3 protein-coding genes and 2 pseudogenes are annotated in these 19769 nt (G+C 50.9%); 4 read left to right on the top strand and 1 reads right to left on the bottom strand.

Annotated features, from left to right (window positions below; translation table 11 throughout):
• Positions 1-183 precede the first annotated feature (183 nt).
• On the bottom strand, positions 184-15867 hold the full coding sequence (locus PSI15_RS14330) for a non-ribosomal peptide synthetase (RefSeq protein ID WP_273584094.1): 15684 nt from the start codon (positions 15865-15867) through the stop codon (positions 184-186).
• A 1206-nt stretch (positions 15868-17073) separates the two neighbouring features.
• Here PSI15_RS14330 and PSI15_RS14325 point away from each other — a divergent pair.
• The 4 genes and pseudogenes from PSI15_RS14325 to PSI15_RS14310 form a co-directional block, all read left to right on the top strand.
• Positions 17074-17532 (top strand): annotated as a pseudogene (locus PSI15_RS14325) (Hcp family type VI secretion system effector); the annotation flags it as partial.
• 284 nt (positions 17533-17816) lie between these two features.
• Entirely contained in the window at positions 17817-18728 is a 912-nt protein-coding gene (locus tag PSI15_RS14320) for a DUF6402 family protein (protein ID WP_273584093.1), read from the top strand.
• On the top strand, positions 18715-19116 hold the full coding sequence (locus PSI15_RS14315) for a DUF6201 family protein (protein WP_273584092.1): 402 nt from the start codon (positions 18715-18717) through the stop codon (positions 19114-19116). Before PSI15_RS14320 ends, PSI15_RS14315 begins: the two co-directional genes overlap by 14 nt.
• 145 nt (positions 19117-19261) lie before the next feature.
• Positions 19262-19598: pseudogene (locus PSI15_RS14310) on the top strand (NIPSNAP family protein).
• Positions 19599-19769: the final 171 nt, after the last annotated feature.

The raw sequence follows: 19769 nt of genomic DNA, 5'->3' as shown, positions 1-19769 counted from the left end.
TAAAACCGAAAAAAACGCTTGCTGTTGTACAAGGTTCCCAGAATAACATTATCGTTAGGTAGGGATGTGTTATCGGCAGGACGGCAGATATAGAAGAAGAGTGTTGATGTTTTTCTTTGCAAGCAAATAAGGCACCGAAGTCATTAACATTCGGTGCCTATATTCTGCAAAATTAGCGGGCTATTAGGAAGATAATGCCATGCTTAAGGTCTTAGCCAGAATCGTTTTATTTTCACTATCTTCCATCAGGCTAAAATGATCCCCTGGAACAGAAGTTAATTGTAGCGAAGATTCGGGAACTATCTGTTCCCAACCTAACGACGGTTCCATCGTGATGGACTGTAGCACAACGTCCGTTACAAACGGGATCTGTGGATAAGATTTCATTGCATAGAATTGATGCAATGTTATTGCAAGGGATTTGGGTTCATAATCTTTGACCATTTGGACATAATTCCCCATCTGTTCCCAACGTCTGGCAATCAAATCAGCAGGCAGATTCGATGGGTATAATTCCAATTCCTGCGCGGCGGCAATAAATTGCACTAAATTCAGTTCGTCCATTTTCTGATGCAATGCCGCAATCTCCTGAGGATGTTCATCCACGGACTGCCTTGCCAATTCAGCCAGAAACTGAAGTTTAGGTTGAACGGCGAGCGTCTTGAAACGGTGAGGCGCAGGCGTATCAATCAGACCTAAAAAGTTGACTGTCTCTCCGGCATGCAAGAGTTGCTGAGCAATGGCATAAGCCAGTACGCCGCCAGAAGAGTAGCCGTATATCCGGTACGGGCCTTCCGGTCGCACCGCTTTCATAAAGGTGATCATTCTGGCTGCCAGCGCTTCAATGTTCGACATCTGCTCATCATGAAGGGATGGCCAAGGTAGCGCATAAATCGGGTAGTCCGCCTGAATATGCTGAGCCAGCCCGAAAACATAGGAATAGTCATCCATGCCGCTGGGAACAAAGAATAACGGCGGTTCGGTGCCATCCGGTCGTATTGGTATGGCGCTGTTTTGTGATTGAGACAGCGGATTTGAGGCGATCTCTGCGGCCAGTTCCGCCAGCACCGGGAATTGGAACAGATTATTCAATGAGCAAATCAATCCTCGCTCTGCGGCCAAGTTGATCATCCGCATGGCAAGCAACGAGTGCCCCCCCAAGGTAAAGAAATTGTCATGCCGGCCAATTCGCTCAATGCCCAGTAATTCACGCCAGATAGCGGCCAGAACGATCTCTGTTTCCCCTTGCGGCGCTTCATAGATCTGACGGGCAAAAGCGTGCTGATCAGGCACAGGCAACGCCCGGTGATCCAGTTTGCCGTTCGGGGTCAGCGGAAAGGCATCCAGCCGCACAAAGGCTGCCGGCACCATATAGTCAGGCAATAAAGCTCTTAAATGATGATGTAATTGGCTTGCCAACTCGTTATCCTCTGGTGCCACGATATTATTCGCTTGCGCGACGATATAAGCCACCAGCCGTTTATCCTGCCCATCACCGCGCGCCAGTACCAGCGCTTCACGGACATCAGGATACTCCGTCAGCCGCGCTTCGATTTCCCCCGGTTCAATGCGGAAACCACGGATTTTAACCTGTTGATCATTACGGCCAACGAAGAGCAGATTGCCGTCCGGCAGGTAACGAACCAAATCGCCGGTTCGGTACATCCGTGCTCCTTTAACATCACTAAATGGATCGGTAAGGAAACGTTCAGCGGTCAAATCAGGGCGGTTGAGATAGCCACGGGTGACACCCGCACCACCAATATACAATTCCCCTACCGCTCCAAACGGTACCGGCTGGCCGTGACTGTCCAGCAGATAAATACGGCTATTCGCTGTCGGACGGCCGATCGGGATCAGCCTGTCCGTAGAGTCTGGCGGGCAACGCCAGCAGGTGGCACAGACGGTGATTTCTGTCGGGCCATAAGCATTAAACAGCGTTGCCCGACCCCGCAAGGCCTGAAACAGTGCGGTATTAGGCGCTTCTCCGCCGAATATCAGGGTGGGTTTTATCGTTATCGCCGGCAAGTCAGCGCCATCGCGCAGCAGGGCGGGTGTCAGACAAGCGTGGGTGACCTGATGTTCTTCCAGATAATGCCAAAGGCGCAGTGGGTCCTGACGAACGCTGTCAACCGGAATATCCAAGGTGGCGCCGCTACACAGTGCCAGCATGATTTCCCAGACACTGGCATCGAAACCCAATGAGGCAAACTGCAACATCCGGCTATCCGGGCGAATGTCAAATTGGCTGATTTTCTCCCAAATCAAATTAACCAAACCACGATGTTCCACCATTACCCCTTTCGGCGTTCCGGTGGAACCGGAGGTGTAAATCACATACGCCAGATGTTGTGAAGTCAGCGCCGGGATGTATGGATTGTTGCCCTGATCAATGTGGTTCGGTTGATCAGGCTGGATAGTGGGATCAAGTACCGTAAAGGCAGCGAGCGCCTGTTCGCCTAGCACAGCCCGTCCAGTCTTATCCGCCAATACTACTGACGGTGCCGAATCATTGAGCAGATAAGCCAGCCGATCGCCCGGATAAGCCGGATCCAAGGGAACATAAGCGCCACCCGCTTTCAGTACCGCCAAGAGTGCGACCACGCTTGCCGGTGAGCGCGCAACACAAATCGCCACCCGTTGATCGGATTCCATTCCCAGTGCCATTAACTGATGGGCCAGTTGGTTGGCACGCGCATTGAGTTCCGCATAACTGAACGTTTGTGTTTCATAAACCAGCGCCGTTGCATCGGGATTGTTCTCCGCCTGCTGTTCAAACAGGTGATGAATGCACAGTGCATCAGGATAGGCGGTTTGTGCGGCATGGCCGGTTTCCAACAGCAAATGCTTTTCCGCTGCCGGCAAAATATCCAGCTCTCGAACCGGGGTTTCCGGAGCAGACTCAAGGGCTGCCACTAAACTCTCCAGCGCCTGCTGCATATAATCGCATACCCGCCCGGCATCAAACGGCTGGACGATTTGCGCTGTCAGCCCCAAGGCATCACCAAAATCTTCCACTGACAGCGTAAACGGATAGTTAGTCCGCTCCTGCGCACCAAGGAATTCGACACCCGGCATGATTTCATTCGACGTTGCCGCAGCCATGTTGTGTCGGTAGTTCAGCAAGGTACTAAACAGCGGTGTTCCGCCTTGTACACTACTGCAACGCTGGGCCAGTGCCAGCGAGGCATATTCATGTTCCAATAATCCCGCCAGACGCTGATGTGCGACCTGTACGTTGTCTCGCACCGGGGTATCATCCATATCCAGGCGCAGCGGCAAAGTATTGATAAACAGCCCCATGCCATTTTCAGCCCCTTCACCCGCCGCCATGCGGCCAAACAAGACGGTGCCAAAGACCACCTGTTGTTGTCCGCTGGTACGCGACAATACCTGCGCCCACGCCAGATGGCACAGCGCCGCCAGACTGACCCCCGACCGCCGCGCCTGACTCCGTAAGCGGTCATTTAATTCGGCAGTTAACATCCGGTGTGATTCGGTCATCTGTGAACCATCATGGCGGACTTCCGCCAACCCAAACGGTAACGTCGGTTCATCGACCTCAGCCAGTATTTCAGTAAAGAAACGGGCGTGTTGTTCCTGACTCATGCCAAGCCGGGCTTGTGCCACCAGATTGCGGAAAGGTGCCGGCGCCGGCAGGTGGCTGTCTTGCCCGTCAAGGCAGGCCTGAACTTCATGACTCATCACATCCAGCGCGGTATGGTCGCCAATTAAATGGTGCATCAGTTGTAAGACAATCCAGCGGCCATCGTGCTCCTGCGCCACCATTTCTTTCGCTATGACAAAGCGCAGCAACGGTGCCTGCCCCAAATCGAGACGGTAATGGCGTGGATTAAATCGTTGCGCCAGTTGGTCGCTGATCGCCCCGTCAGCCGGATCTAAGGTTAATTCCGTCACTGACAACGGCACCTGACGACAAACGACCTGAACCGGCACCGATAATCCCTGCCAGATAAAGGAGGTACGCAGAATGTCATGGCGGTTAATCACTTGCTGAACCGCCGCCAGATAACGATCCAACAGAGTCCGGTCCGCAAAGGCCATTTGACCCGCCAGCAAATAGGGATCGCCTTCATCGGCTAACAGATGGTGAAACAAGATCCCATCCTGCAACGGCGACAAGGCATAGATATCCTGAATATTGGCTATCCCGCCCGGCACCTGCCCGATGATGTGGTCGATTTCAGGTTGGGTGAGATCAATCAGCGGTAACATTTCTGGCGTTAACGCCGTCGTAGCCGGTGTAATCACGTTGGCCGGTACTTTTTCGGCCTGGTTCCGCTTCAATGTTTGCGCCAGTTCAGACAGCACCGGAGATTGGAACAGATCACGTACCGCCAGCGTTAAGCCCAAATGCCGCAGGCGTTCAACCATGCGTACTGCCAGCAGCGAATGGCCGCCCAAGGCAAAGAAACTGTCATACCGGCTGATCTGTTCAACGCCGAGTAGTTCGCGCCAGATGGCAGCCAGCGCGGTTTCGGTTTCTCCCTGTGGTGCCGCGTAAATCTGGCGGGCAAAGGCATCTTCGCCCGGTGCCGGTAACGCCCGGCGATCCAGCTTACCGTTAGGCGTCAACGGGAACGTATCCAGTTGCACAAAGGCGGCCGGCACCATGTAGTCAGGCAACTGCGCACTCAGATGTTCACGCAGACGGTTCACCAACCCGCTATCCGCTGGCGCGACGACATAAGCCACCAGCCGTTTATCCTGCCCGTCACCCAAAGCCAGCACCAGCGCTTCACGCACGCCGGGGTATTCTGTCAGCCGGGCTTCGATTTCTCCCGGTTCAATGCGGAAACCACGAATTTTAATCTGCTGGTCGTTACGGCCAACAAACACCAGATTGCCATCCGGCAGATAACGCACCAAGTCCCCGGTTCGGTACATCCGGGCATCAGCGGCATCACTGAACGGATCGGCAAGGAAACGTTCGTCGGTCAGATCAGGGCGATTGAGATAACCGCGCGCGACACCGACGCCGCCAATATAAAGCTCACCCACGGCCCCTAACGGCACGGGTTGGCCGAGGGCATTTAACAGGTAGAGACGGGTATTAGCGGTTGGGCGCCCGATGGGAATGAATCCCTCGGTATTGTTCACGCCGGTATCATCTGACGGACAACGCCAATGGGTGGCACAAACGGTGATTTCTGTCGGGCCATACGCATTGAATACTGTGGCCTTGTGGCGCAGCGCCTTAAGTAACACCGCACTGGGTGCCTCACCGCCCAATATCAGGGTCGGTTTTACCGTGATCGTCGGCAAATCAGTGCCATCGCGCAGCAACGCCGGAGTCAAACAGGCGTGCGTCACGGACTGCGCTTGCAGATAATGCCAAAGGCGGTGTGGGTCCTGACGAACCGCCTCATCAGGGATAACCAGCGTGGCACCACTGCACAGCGCCATCATGATTTCCCAGACACCCGCATCAAAACCAAATGACGCAAACTGTAACATCCGGCTGGTGGGAAGCAGATCAAATCGGGCGATTTTATCCTGAATCAGATTGACCAGCCCACGATGTTCCACCATCACCCCTTTGGGCGTGCCGGTTGAGCCGGAGGTGTAAATCACATACGCCAGATGACGGGAAGTCAATGCCGGTCGTTGTGGATTGTGATCCGGTTGATCAGGCAATAAATTCGGATCAAGCACGGTCTGCCCCGCAAGCATGGGTTCACCCAAGGCTGAACGGCCGACACGATCTGCCAATAACAGAATCGGTTGTGCATCAGTCAGAATATGGGCCAGACGTTCACCCGGATAAGCCGGATCCAACGGCACGTAAGCCCCTCCTGCTTTTAACACCGCCAACAGCGCCACTATTCGCGCCGGTGAACTGGCGACGCAAATCGCGACTCGCTGATCCGGCGCGACACCCAAAGCGATAAGCTGGTGCGCCAATCGGTTGGCATCCGCATTTAATTCGGCATAACTGAGGCGCTGATCTTCACACACCAGCGCTGTGGCATCCGGTGTTTTCTCCGCCTGTTGTTCAAACCGTTGATGAATGCACAACGCCTCAGGCCAGGCGGTTTCAGTGGCATTCCAGGTGGTTAACAGCAAGGAGCGTTCCGTTGCCGGCAGAATGTCTAATTGCTGTACCGGCGTATCGGGCGCTTGCTCAAGGGCTTCAGCCAGACTTTCCAGCGCCTGCTGCATATAGCCGCATATCCGTTCCGGATCAAAGGGCTGCACGACTTGAGCCGTCAATCCCAGATCCGCGCCGCCATCTTCGACCGATAACACAAACGGATAGTTGGTTCGCTCCTGTGCACCAAGGAATTCGATGCCACTCACGATGTCATTCGGCGTTACCGGTTGGGTATTATGCCGGTAGTTCAACAGCGCATTAAACAACGGTGTTCCACGGGCTACACCACTGCAACGTTGCGCCAGCGCCAGTGACGCGTGTTCATGTTCCAACAATCCTGCCAGTCGGCCATGTGCTGCGCGTACACTGTCCCGCACCGGGGTATGATCGATATCCAATCGTAACGGCAAGGTATTAATAAATAGCCCCATGCCGCTGTCCGATCCTTCACCTGCCTGCATACGGCCAAACAGCACGGTGCCGAACACCACGTGATCCTGCCCGCTGGTACGCGCCAGCACCTGCGCCCAAGCCAGATGGCACAGCGCCGCCACACTGACGCCCAACCGCCGCGCCTGACTGCGCAAGCGATCGTTCAGTGCTGCGGGCAGCAGCCGGTGAGATTCCGTCACCTGTGAACCATCGTGGTGCACTTCCGCCAAGCCAAAGGGCAGGGTTGGTTCCTCGATCTCAGCCAACATCGCGCTAAAGAAGCGCGTATGTTCTGCCTGACTGCCTCCCTGCCGTGCCTGTGCCACGAGATGGCGGAACGGCACCGGTGCCGGCAAGCTGTCTGTTCGCCCGGTGAGAAAGGCCTGAACTTCGTTGTTCATCACCTCCAGCGTGGTATGGTCGCCAATCAGGTGATGCAACAATTGCAACACAATCCAACGGCCATCGCGCTCTGGTGCCACCACAAAACGTAATAAAGGTGCCTGACTCAGGTCAATACGATGCCGGCGCGGGTCAAAACGTCGGGCGAGTTGGTCACTGATCGGCCCGTCAGCCGGGCCGAGGGTCAATTCTGTCACTGACAACGGTGCCTGACGGCAAACGACCTGAGCCGGCGCAGATAACCCTTGCCAGATAAAGGCGGTACGCAAGATATCATGGCGGTCAACCACCTGTTGAACGGCGGCCAGATAACGGTCGAGTAACCGCCGATCGGCAAACGCCTGTTGCGTGATCAGCAAATAGGGGTCGCCCTCATTGGCCAGCAAATGATGGAATAAAATGCCATCCTGTAACGGTGACAGCGCATAGATATCCTGAATATTGGCTATCCCACCCGGCACTTGTTCAACAATGCGATCAATGTCAAATTGCGTGAGATCAATCAGCGGCAACATGGCGGGTGTCAGCTTCGTCGTATCCGCAGTAATACCGTTATCAGGCACACGGATTTCATTAGATTGAGTGAGGGAATGTTGAACCAGAGATTGCGCTAAGACACTTAAGGTCGGATGCTGGAACAGTGTTTGTACTGACAGACCCAAGCCAATCCGTCGTAAACGTTCAATCATCTTGACGGCCAACAGCGAGTGCCCCCCCAAGGCGAAGAAACTGTCATGCCGGCCAATCTGCTCAACATTCAGTAATTCGCACCAGAGAGTCGCCAAAGCGATTTCCATTTCCCCTTGCGGCGCTTGGTAAGCTTGGCGGGCAAAGGCATGTTGATCCGGGGCCGGCAGCGACTGACGATCCAGCTTGCCGTTCGGGGTCAGCGGAAAGGCATCCAAACGCACAAAAGCCGCCGGCACCATATAGTCAGGTAAAATCGCATTCAGGTGCTCACGCAGTCGGGTTGCCAGACCGTTATCCGTCTGCGCGATGACATAAGCCACCAGCCGTTTATCCTGCCCGTCACCCAAGGCCAACACCAGTGCTTCACTGACCTCTGCGTGTTCAATCAGCCGCGCTTCAATTTCGCCCGGTTCAATACGGAAGCCACGGATTTTAACCTGTTGGTCATTGCGGCCAAGGAATTCCAGATTGCCGTCCGGCCGATAGCGGGCCACATCGCCGGTCCGGTACATCCGGGCATCCGCTGCCTCACTAAACGGATCAGGCAGGAAACGTTCCGCCGTCAATTCAGGGCGATTGAGGTAGCCGCGTGCGACGCCAACACCACCAATATACAATTCCCCCACGGTGCCTAATGGAACGGGCTGGCGGTGTTCATCCAATAGATAGAGACGTTTGTTGGCGGTCGGTCTGCCGATGGGGATTAATCCCCCGGTATAATCAGACGGGCAATGCCACGTCGTTGCACACACAGTGATTTCCGTTGGCCCATAAGCGTTAAAGAGATCAGCCCGGCCGCACAGTGCCTGAAACAGCGCGGGATTCGGCGCTTCTCCGGCAAATATGACGGTGGGTTTTATCGCTATCGCCGGTAAATCGGCACCGTCGTGAAACATCGCCGGTGTCAAACACGCGTGCGTCACCGCGTGTTCTTCCAGATAATGCCAGAGGCGCTGCGGATCTTGCCGCACGGCTTCTGTCGGAATGACCAGCGTCGCCCCACAACCCAATGCCATCATCATTTCCCAGACACTGGCATCGAAACCAAATGAGGCAAACTGCAACATCCGGCTGGTGGCATTAACCTCAAATTGGCTGATTTGTGTCAGCGCCAAATTCACCACGCTGCCATGCTCAATCATCACCCCTTTGGGGCGGCCGGTTGAACCGGAAGTGTAAATCACATAGGCCAGATGCTGGGGAGTCAATTCAAAGACTTGCGGGTTATGCTCCGGCTGCTCCGGCAAGATATTCGGATCGAGCACTGTCAGTGGCGCCAGAATGTCTTCACCCAGCACGGCCCGCCCGGTATCGTCCGCCAGCAAAATAACGGGGGCGGCGTCAGTGAGCATATAAGCCAGACGTTCACCGGGATAGGACGGATCTAACGGCACATAGGCACCCCCCGCTTTCAGCACAGCCAACAACCCGATGATCCTCGCCAGTGAACGTGTCACACAAATCGCCACTCGCTGATCCGGCGCGACGCCCAAGGCGATAAGCTGGTGAGCCAGCCGGTTGGCGCGGGCATTCAATTCTGCATAGCTGAGCGTTTGATGTTCATATATTACCGCGCTGGCGTCCGGGGTCTTTTCTGCCTGTTGTTCAAATAACTGATGAAAACATACCTGAGTAGGATAGGGTACTTCGGCGGTATTCCCATGTTCCAACAAACGGTTCCGTTCAGTGGGCGACAAGATATCGATAGCCGTCACTGATTGTTGCGGCTGGTTCACCATGGCCCGCAAGATGGCCTGCAAATAACCCACTTGTCTTTCAATCGTTTCATGGTTGAACAAGGCGGAAGAGTAGGTCAGTTCACCCACAATTTCGCCTGCCTGCTCCGTCAATTCCAGTTGCAGATCGAATTTCGCGATATCGTATTCCTGTTTGAATGGCGTGACCGTCAATTCCGGTAGTTGCCACTCCTCAATTTCACTCTCCTGCCAGGCAAACATCACTTGGAACAGTGGCGTATGTTCCGGTCTGCGCGGTGGTTGAACAATTTCCACCACTTGCTCAAAAGGCAGGTCTTGATGATCCTGCGCGCCCAGTGTTGTCTGCTGCACACGGCGCAACAGTGTGACCACATCCGGCATACCGGACAAATCAATGCGCAATGCCAAGGTGTTGACAAAGAAACCAAGCAGCGGTTCTATTTCCCGCCGGTTGCGGTTGGCGCTCGGTATCCCAATCACCACATCATCCTGCCCGGACAAACGCGACAACAACGCCGCCCAAGCGGTCAACAGGGTCATAAACAGCGTGGTGCCGTGCTGTTGCCCCAACTGTTTTAGTGCTTGCACCAACGTGGCATCAAGGTGCACGGCGACTCGGCCGCCAGCGAATGATTGTTGGGCGGGGCGGGGTCTGTCGGTCGGCAATTCAAGTAATACCAGGGCATCTGCCAGCGTCCGGCGCCAGTAATCGCTCTGGATCTGTATGCCTTCACCAGCAAATACCTTCCGCTGCCAGGCCGCATAATCGGGATATTGCAGGGTCAATGGCGGCAACGGATCGGGTTGTTGATTCAGGCAGGCAGCATAAAGTGCCGCCAGTTCTGATTTCAGTATCCCTAAGGACCAACCATCGGAGATGATGTGATGTTGCGTCAGCAAGAACAGGTGATCATCTTCGGCCAGTTGAATCAGTGAGCAACGAATCAGCGGACCGTGGGCAAGATCAAACGGCGTTTCGGCTTCCTGTGCACATAAACGCTCAAGCTGTTTATCCACGTCAGATGTTTTATGGTCAACTGTTTGGCGTAAATCGTATTGTTGCACCGGCAGACCCAACTCCGCCGGCAACAGTTTAACCTGAGGCTGACCCTCCACGGTGATAAAGAGGGAACGCAGCGCCTCATGGCGGGCAAACAGGCGATTCAGAGCTTCTTGCCAGGCAGAAAGGTTAAGCCGGCCGTGTAAACGCAGGGCGGTCGGAATATGATAGGTATCACTGATCCCTTCAAATTGTGCCAGAAACCACAGGCGCTGCTGACCAAACGATAAGGGCAGGGCGCGATCACGGGATATTGGCCTGATGTCAGGCAATGTATCCCTGTTCGCCGTGTCCGCATGGCGTTGGGCACTGATCTTCTTGGCAAATTCCGCCAGTGACGGCGACATAAACAACGTGGCTAATGGCAGATCGACACCGAAAGCGGCTAGTCGGTTCACCATCCGTACCGCCAACAAAGAATGTCCGCCCAAGGCAAAGAAATTGTCATAGCGGCCGATCTGCTCAATGCCCAATAATTCACGCCAGATAGCCGCCACGGCGATTTCCATTTCTCCCTGTGGCGCAACATAACTCTGGCGGGCGAAGGCATCTTCTCCCGGTACCGGTAATGCCCGATGATCCAATTTACCGTTTGGTGTCAGCGGGAAAGCCGCCAGCCGGACAAAGGCCGCCGGCACCATATAATCCGGTAATACCGCACTCAAATGGGTGTGCAAACTGGCCGCCAATCCGCTATCTGCGTCGGCGACAACATAGGCAACCAAACGCTTATCCTGTTCCTCACCGAAGGTCACTGCCACTACCTGCGCTTCCCGCACTTCGGGGTGTTCTGCCAACCGGGCTTCAATTTCACCCGGTTCAATGCGGAAACCACGGATCTTGAGCTGCTGGTCGTTGCGGCCAACAAACACCAGATTGCCGTCCGGCAAATAGCGCACTAAATCCCCGGTTCGGTACATCCGGGCATCAGCCGCATCACTAAATGGGTCAGTCAGGAAACGTTCATCGGTCAGATCAGGACGATTAAGGTAACCACGGGCGACACCGGCACCCCCAATATACAATTCGCCCACCGCGCCCAATGGGACCGGCTGGCCGTGGTTATCCAGCAGATAAATACGGGTATTTGCCGTCGGGCGGCCAATGGGAACCAGTACATCAGTACGGTTCACCCCGGTATCGTTTGGCGGACAACGCCAATGGGTGGCACAAACCGTGATTTCTGTCGGGCCATAGGCATTAAACAGGGTTGCCCGGTGACTCAGTGACTGAAGCAACGCGGAACTGGGCGCTTCACCTCCCAATATCAAGGTCGGTTTTATCGCTATCGCCGGCAAATCCGAGCCATCCCGCAGCAAAGCCGGAGTCAGGCAGGCGTGAGTCACCGATTGTTCTTCAAGGTAATGCCAGAGATGATGCGGATTCTGACGAACCGCCTCATCAGGAATAACCAGCGTGGCACCACTGCCCAATGCCATCATGATTTCCCAGACACTGGCATCAAAGCCAAATGACGCAAACTGTAACATCCGGCTGGCAGGGAGAAGGTCGAATCGGGCGATTTTATCCTGAATAAGATTGACCAGCCCCCGATGTTCCACCATCACCCCTTTGGGCGTCCCGGTTGAACCAGACGTGTAAATCACGTAGGCCAGATGGCGGGCGGTCAGGGCCGGCACCTGCGGATTGCTGTCTGGCTGGTCAGATAAGCGATGTGGATCTAACACCGTCAGCCCGCTAAGCGCTGGCTTACCCAATGCCGCCCGCCCGGTACTGTCCGCCAGCACGATAGCCGGAGCCGCATCGGTCAGGATATGCGACAGACGCTCTCCCGGATAAGCCGGATCTAACGGCACATAAGCACCGCCTGCTTTCAGCACCGCCAGCACTGCGATCACCCGTGCCGATGAACTGGCCATGCAAATTGCCACCCGTTGATCGGGCACGACGCCCAAGGCAATCAGTTGATGGGCCAGCCGGTTAGCACGGGCATTTAATTGCTGATAGCTGAGCGTCTGATTTTCATGCACCAGCGCGGTGGCTTCCGGGGTTTTCTCCGCCTGCTGTTCAAACAACTGATGGATACACTCTTGCTCAGGATAGGGGGTTTCGGTCGCATTCCACGTTTCCAGCAATAAGGTACGTTCCGGGGCAGGCAAAACGTTTAGCACCCGTACCGGCGTTTCCGGTGCCAGTTCAAGGGCAGCCGCCAGACTTTCCAGCGCCTGCTGCATATAACCGCATACCCGTTCTGAATCAAACGGCTGTACCACCTGAGCCGTCAGCCCCAGCGTGGTGCCGCCATCCTCCACCGACAGCACAAACGGGTAGTTGGTGCGCTCCTGTTCGCCAAGGAATTCAATACCCGGCACCGCCTCATGCGGAACCATCGGTTGTTCATTATGCCGATAGTTCAACAGGGCACTAAACAGCGGTGTGCCGCCCTGAACCCCACTGCAACGTTGGGCCAACGCCAGCGAGGCATGTTCATAATCCAGCAATCCGGCTAATCGGGCATGTGCCGCCCGGACGCTATCGTGCACCGGGGTATCATCGATATCCAGGCGGAGCGGCAGGGTATTGATAAACAGCCCCATGCCGCTGTCAGCGCCTTCTCCCGCCGCCATGCGCCCGAACAGCACCGTGCCGAACACCACTTTCTCTTGTCCGCTGGTGCGCGATAACACTTGCGCCCAAGCCAGATGACACAGGGTTGCCAGACTGACGCCCTGACGCCTTGCCTGTGCACGCAGGCGGTCATTCAGTGACGGCGTTAACATCCGGTGCGCTTGGGTGACCTGCGAGCCATCACGATGCACCTCAGTCAGCCCAAACGGTAACGTCGGTTCATCCACTTCCGCCAGCATGTCGGTAAAGAAGCGAGTGTGTGCTTCCTGATTCACCCCTTGCCGCGTCTGAGCCACCAGATGGCGGAAAGGTACGGGTGCCGTCAGGTTATCGGCTTGTCCGTCAAGATAGGCCCGAACTTCGCGGTTCATCACTTCCAGCGTGGTATGGTCGCCAATCAGGTGATGCTGTAATTGCAGCACGTACCAGCGGCCATCCGTTTCCTGCGCGATGACAAAGCGCAGCAACGGTGCCTGACTCAGATCGAGGCGGTATTGGCGCGGATCAAAACGTTGCGCCAGTTGGTCACTGACCGACCCATCGATCGGATTCAGCGTCAGTTCAGTGACTGACAACGGAGCCTGACGCCAAACCACCTGCGCCGGAACCGATAATCCTTGCCAGATAAACGCGGTACGCAAAATATCATGGCGGTCAACCACCTGTTGTACCGCCGATAAATAGCGATCCAGCAAATCCCGGTCAGCAAAAATCATCGGATAAGCCAGCAAGTAAGGATCACCTTCTTTCGCCAGCAGATGGTGAAACAAGATACCGTCCTGCAACGGTGACAACGCATAGATATCTTGAATATTGCTCATTCCACCCGGCACCCGCCCGACGATGTGATCAATATCAGGCTGGGTCAAATCAATCAGCGGTAACATCGCTGGCGTCAGTGCCGTGGTCGCCGGGGTAATAACATTGGGTGGTACGGTTACCGTCTGATACTGCCTCAAGGTTTGCGCCAAGTCTGCCAGTACTGGCGATTGAAACAGGTCGCGGGCAGTCAATGTCAGCCCTGAATGGCGTAGCTGTTCAATCATGCGCACGCCGAGCAGTGAATGGCCGCCCAGTGCAAAGAAGCTGTCATGCCGGCTTATCTGTTCAATGCCCAGTAACTCACGCCAGATAACCGCCAATGCCATTTCCCGCTCCCCTTGCGGTGCGGCGTAAACCTGACGGGCAAAGGCGTCTTCTCCCGGTGCCGGCAACGCCCGGCGATCTAATTTGCCATTCGGCGTTAACGGAAATTCATCCAAACGCACAAAGGCCGCCGGCACCATATAATCAGGCAAGCGTGCACTAAGATGTTCACGCAAATGGGCAGGCAATGCGTTATCCGGCTCTGCCAGCACATAAGCCACTAACTGTTTGTCCTGCCCTTCGCCCAACGCCAATACCACCGCTTCACGGACTGCCGAATACTCCACCAGTCGGGCCGCAATTTCCCCCGGCTCAATCCGAAAACCGCGGATTTTCACCTGCTGATCGTTGCGGCCAAGGAATTCCAGATTGCCATCCGGCAGGTAGCGGGCCAAATCGCCGGTTCGGTACATCCGCGCATCCGCTGCATCACTAAATGGATCAACCAAAAAGCGTTCAACGGTCAATTCAGGGCGGTTGAGATAACCGCAAGCGACTCCGTCGCCACCCACATAAATCTCGCCAACCCTCCCCAATGGCACTGGCTGGCCCTGTTCATCCAGTAAGTAAACCCGCGTGTTGGCAATAGGCCGGCCAATAGGAATATGGGTCGTTCCGGCGGCCAAGGTTTCAATTAGGTATGTGGTGGTAAAGGTGGTGCCTTCGGTCGGTCCATAGGCATTCAATAACCGCTGAGGTGGATTGTTGCGTAAAACTTGGGCAATGATATGCGGGTCAAGAACATCGCCGCCGACAATCAGGTTTTTCACCTGCGGCAAAACCGGGGATAACTCCGCCGCTAACCGGTTAAACAGGCCGGAGCTTAACCATAAGATATTAATTTTATGGTAGTTTAATGCCTGAATAAATTCCGCTGGCGTCAACAACGTGGTGTGGTCGATAACTACCAATGCTCCGCCATTGAGCAAAGGCGTCCACACTTCAAAAGTGCTGGCATCGAACGCCGGATTAGCCGCGAAAGCAACCCGGTCATTGGAGTCAATTTCAATATAGCCATTATTAATCACGAGCCGAACCACCGCGCGGTGAGGCACGATCACCCCTTTGGGAGTGCCGGTCGAGCCGGAGGTGTACATGATGTACGCGGGCGCAGTACTGGAACAAAGTAAGTCAGGATTAACGCTCTCTTCCGCCTTGTCCGCGTCTGTTTCCTCAGAGAGACGCATTAGCGGGACATCCAGATCCGCCGGGATATTGGTTTGTGTATCGGTGAGCACCAATTTGGCTAAGCTGTCGTTTATCAGCCAGTTTTTTCTTTCGTCCGGCACACCGATATCGATAGGGACATAAACCGCGCCTGCCTTGAGAATCGCCAATTGAGCGACCACCAATTCGACAGATCGTTCTAACAGGATTGCCACATGATCATTCGGGCAAATCCCCCGTTTAATCAGTTGATGAGTCAGTCGGTTAGCACGGGCATTTAATTGTGCATAACTCAGGGTCTTATCCCCGGCGATTAACGCCGTCGCGGTCGGGGTTTTCTCCACTTGTCGTTCGAATAATTGATGGATACCTAACTGGTCAGGATAGACTGTTTCAGTGGCATTCCAGGTTTCTAACAACAGTGTACGTTCAGCCCCTGACAACAAATTAAGTTTCTGAACAGATATATCGTCACTGACCTTTTCTGGCGGTATTTGTTCTAATTCAGCGTCAAAGATAATTTCCTTTTTAGCCCTGCTATCTTTCATCTACTTACTACCTCAACGAATCTGTTAGTTATTTGAAAACTGTCACTCTCAACAGTCATCACAAATGTTTTGCCGCTATTTCTTTTCGCAAAGAAATAAAAACGGGCACGCATCAGGCATCAATTAAGATTCTTAGGCAGCACATTCTCTTGGACGCTGGATGTAATAGACCGGTTAATAACCGCATAATTAAAAATTCGTAGGCAATTATTTTCCTGATAACGGAATAAACGATTCACAGAGTGAACCGGAAAAAGACATTCCATTTTTTCCTATTTTTTATAAGCGCCATTGATTTTGTGCAATTTTTATTGGCCGACGCGGTATTCCATCACTAAATAAAAATGGATTTATTGAATATTTACTGGCATGAGTGCTAAATCCCTGCTGTATTTTGTCCACTTTTGAATTAATATCGTGCGTAAATTATTTCATTGAAAATTAAATGGCTAGAAAGACGGATTACCCCTCCTGATCCTCAATTAACACCGGATTTGCTTTGATAATTTTCTGCAAAATGGATCTGCCCGTATTCCAATAGGAAACGGATTTCACCATAAAAACGTGATTTATCATTTTGTTATATTGATTAATGGATATTTATGCGCGCAAAATTATCAATCGTCCTGATTACAGGTTGTTTTATAATAATAAAATTATACAACTAATGTAAACGTTAATTATATTTAACACCGATATGAAATAGTTTCAAAATATAATTACCACATATATTTTTTATAATAATAAAGTAATATTACCAATGTGTATTGATTGCTTTTAATGTATTTAATAAATAGTTTCATAATAAAAATAGATTATTTGTTTATTATTTTTAAATGAAAATATCACTCAATTGAAATACGTTTGATTTGTTATATAGCGTTATACTTCAAGCGGCTTTCGCTTTATGAGCTACAATTTGAAATTGATAGGGTTATAGCGGGTCATGTATCTAATCTCTCAATCGATTCCGGTGGAATTTATCGCAACGCTCCCTCAATGTGTTTTTTTATTAGGGTACCATCTGAAATTTAAATTAGGTAATTATCTGATTTTATTTAAGAAGAGAGGTTAATCACAATTTTTCTGGTGATCTTTTATTCATGCTGGAATAGATAAGACTGGCTGTTATATCCTGTTTAATTGATGCTGTAATGAGCATTCATTGAAAATCAGATGACAGGAGACAGGAGACAGGAGACAGGAATGTCCTATCTTATTTACTTGTCGTTAAAGGGCAAGAAACAAGGCTTAATCTCGGCGGGCTGTTCAACCCCCGAATCTATCGGCAACCGTTATCAGGCCGGGCGGGAAGATGAAATACAGGTATTATACCTCAGCCATATGATGACACGTGATCAGAACGTCAATCACCTTCCGGTCAGCTTTACCAAACCCATTGATAAATCTTCCCCGTTGCTGGGGTTAGCGATAGACAAGAACGAATTGCTGGATGCCCTTTTTAAGTGTTACCGCGTAAACCTTGCCGGACAATTGGAATTTTTCTATGAAATTAAATTGACAGGCGCCACCATTGTTGATTTTTCCTGTCACTATCCGCACTCAATTGATGACAATGACCAGATCCCGTATGAAACGGTGCAGCTTGATTATAAGTCGGTGTCATTTACGCACCGCGCGGCAGGGACAACAGGCTATGCGATATCGCAATTGCAGGGGCGTGAAGAGGAAAGGCCGCTTTTGTCTGGATTTTCGTCGTTGATTAAGCCACTTGAAACAGCAGTAGAAGCCTTATTTAGCAAAAAATTTATGCTGAAAAATGAGGTTACTGGGGATAATTGTTGCCATGTTGCTTATGGTATAAATACGGCGAAGGGACTGAAAAAAGGCGTTTCGAAAGAGGCTGGTATCACGGATACGATAAATTCAAAAGTAGAAGAAGATCTCGAAGTTGAATATTTATACCAAACAAAAATAGGGATGAAAAAATGAGTATTTTAAAAACGAAAACCGTTAAAGGCGGTGCAACTACAACGATTTTATTTGATGAATTATCGCTTTATGATATTCCAAAAATTATGGATAACATGGGATGGACGACAGCATCAGCTTTGATGAAACATTGGTTTTCAATTACACCAGCATTTAAATTTAATGACAAAACAAGAGGTGGTTTTGTCCGAGGTAATTCAATGGAAATACCGAAGGAAAGGGTGAATAATTCAATTGTAAAAATGGATTGGGCTAGAAATTATGATGTGGTAAATAGTTGCATTGATGATTTAAAAAATATTTGGGAAAGTCCAAATGGAAAGAAGCAATTATTTGTTAATGTCTTCGACGGAAATAAAGAAAAAGAAATAGATGGACTAATACATGTAGGTTATGAAAATAGTGCAATTGAATTAGATCATCTTGCTCAAGTTAATTATAAAGAATTTGGTTCGTATTTAGATGCAATGGATGAATTAATGGGGGCGATAGGAGTTGGTACTTTGAAAGCTGCAGTAAGAGGTTATTTTGATATAAGGGGAAATAAAAAGAAATTCACAGTGGAAAATTTAGGGTTTTATATAAAAGATACCTATGATTTTACTGATAAGTATTATCCAGCCAAAGGTATTATTTCTGATGGAAATAATATTGCAAGTGAGATATTAGGCATATGGTCAAGAGACGGTGTTATACCAAGAAAGGAAATCCCTGTATACATGGCAAGTTTCGCTTCTGGCGATTTTGGGTGGTTGTACAGAAATTATAGAGGTTATGTTCCTGTATTTAACAGAGACTTTAGAGAGTGGCAAAATATACATGATGAAGGTGGAGACTTTGTTGTATTTTCTGATGTGTTTTGGACAGAACCACTAGAAAAGGATAGAATGATATATGAAGGTAAGTAAGCTCCTTAAATATGGAGTCATATCTATATTTTTTCTATGGTGGTTTTTCTTATCACACGTAACCTTTTTACCGTCTTTTTTAGAGAATGGTGAACGTGAGAAAGATGATTATCATGTTATTTTCTACACCCCTCTTCCCGTGAATCCATTGGGTATCTGGTATCATATAAATTATCCAAGACCATACTTTGCAGTCCTGTACAAAGACAATAAATATATTGGTCAAAGCTCTCCATTCTATATTAGTAATGATTCTGATATGATGGGGGATAATTATGGTTTTCCTGATGATATGGATGACTACTTTTATATTGTTTGCTGTGAAGAGTACAATATTTCAATAAACCACAAAAAATGGTGGAGCCAGATTCTCCAATACTTCCATTAGTAAAACGCAAAGTTTTGTAAATATTCTGTCCTCATGTTTTTGCAAGTTTAGCCTCTGAATTTCAAGGGCTTTTTTATTATTTTCCGTTATGCTAAGAACGAAAATCTTCTATTGTTGAAGAAATAACAACAAGTAAGGTGGATACATGGATAACAAGGTTATAGAAATACTCCAGTATGAGTTAAAAAAAGGAACAGGCAAACAGTTCCACAAAATCATGACAAGTATCAGCGTCCCATTACATCGCTCACAATGGAATTGATGTTGTTAGTTTTGGTAATTCACTACATAACCAAGATTTTTATTACCTCATTCGAACGTTTAAAGATATGGATGAACTATCAGCTATACAGGATAGATTTTATAAAAGTGCTGAATGGATCAGCGGTCCCAGAACAGAAATTATTGAGAAAATAGATAAGAGTATTAAAACAGTTATTGAACTGCCTGTATCTACGATAGAGACTTTGCGAACCGAATAATGCCAGAAGGCTTATAGGTTTGTTCGGTGAACAATGTATAAACATTTGTATAAACATAAACAAAAAAGCACAACAGTTATTCACTATTGTGCCTTTTCTTCAAGCAGTTACGAATGAACGATCAGTTCATGCCGTATCTTTCTTTTATGGAGGCGCACGGCTTTGAACGTC

Origin of the sequence: Xenorhabdus sp. PR6a (genome assembly GCF_028599065.1) — a bacterium.
GTDB lineage: Bacteria > Pseudomonadota > Gammaproteobacteria > Enterobacterales > Enterobacteriaceae > Xenorhabdus > Xenorhabdus doucetiae.
Note: the sequence above shows the minus strand (reverse complement) of the source record. Positions and strands in the feature narration are given on the sequence as shown.

Bases quoted from the DNA above. Each gene is read 5' to 3' on its own strand.
- PSI15_RS14330 (WP_273584094.1), bottom strand. From the start codon at position 15,867: ATGAAAGATAGCAGGGCTAAAAAGGAAATTATCTTTGACGCTGAATTA.
- PSI15_RS14320 (WP_273584093.1), top strand. From the start codon at position 17,817: ATGAGTATTTTAAAAACGAAAACCGTTAAAGGCGGTGCAACTACAACG.
- PSI15_RS14315 (WP_273584092.1), top strand. From the start codon at position 18,715: ATGAAGGTAAGTAAGCTCCTTAAATATGGAGTCATATCTATATTTTTT.